Source organism: Frankia sp. CeTa3Moorea (genome assembly GCF_978021225.1).
In genome coordinates, this window is the sequence record NZ_CDXDOR010000006.1 from 76,528 (window position 1) to 77,577 (window position 1,050).

Here is a 1,050-nt window from a genome sequence, read left to right on the forward strand (position 1 = left end):
TTACGGCCCACCGGGCCGGCGAACCAGCCAGCCTCCACCGGGACCAGCCCTGATCGCGTCCAAGACGGTCGCCATCGGGCCTACCCGCGGGGCGCATCCGGCCGCGTCAGAGAAACGGCGATCGACCGAGGTCCCGCGCTAACCCGCGTGGCGGATCGAGCCTTCGAAGTAGATGCGACAAAGTTGCGCCTGAGGCTACGCTCGCGTCGATGACAACCAGCGCATCCGAGCCTGCGGGGCATATGCCGACCGCCGGCGACCCCGCAGCCACCCGCCGGATCTTCGGCCCGCTGGCCGAGTCCTGGGACAGGCACAGCCAGCCCGACGGGATCCTGGTGCACTGGGCCGTCAACCTGACCCGCGTCCAACCCGGCGACCTGGTCCTCGACGTCGGCTGCGGCACCGGCGTGGCCCAGCCCGCGCTACGCGCGGCCACCGGCGCCCACGGCCGGCTACTCGGCGTCGACGTGACCGAGGAGATGCTGCGCGCCGCCACCCACCTGGGCCGCGACCGGCTCGCCCACCTGGTCCTCGCCGACGCCTGCCACCTTCCCCTGCCAGACAGCACCGCGAACGTCGTCTTCGCCGGCGGCCTCCTACCCCACCTGCACCATCCAGCACGAGCCCTCGCCGAGTTCCGCCGCGTAGCCCGCCCCACCGCCCGACTAGCGATCTTCCACCCGCTCTCCCGGACACGACAGCCCGGTTTCCCAATCCGGCGTTGCGGCTGCTGCTCGGGGTGCTGGCCGTCGCGCTGGCGATCGTCTGTCTGGCTGAGGCGACCTGACCGTTCGGTGGTGCGACCTGCCGCACCTGGGGCGTCCGGGCTTGATGGGGGCCCCGGTGTGAAGAACAGGTGCGACGCTGCGCCGTGGTGGGTGCGCGCGGCGCTGGCCGTCGTCAACGCATTGGCTGTGGGTTCGCGGGCTGGCTATGCGGCGTGGCGTCCGGCTGGCCGTAGGGGTGTGCTCGTAGTACTGGCCTGGCGCGGGCGGTCGCCGGGCCGGTGGGGTGGGGCGGTGTGGGGTTCGGTGTCCGGGTGGCGTGCGG

The 1,050-nt window shown here is 72.8% G+C and carries 1 protein-coding gene; it reads left to right on the forward strand.

The window, feature by feature from the left end; all coding sequences use genetic code 11:
• Nucleotides 1–209: 209 nt before the first annotated feature.
• A partial coding sequence (locus AC08OV_RS02635) for a class I SAM-dependent methyltransferase (RefSeq protein ID WP_476619249.1) occupies nucleotides 210–1,050 on the forward strand: 841 nt, incomplete at its 3' end.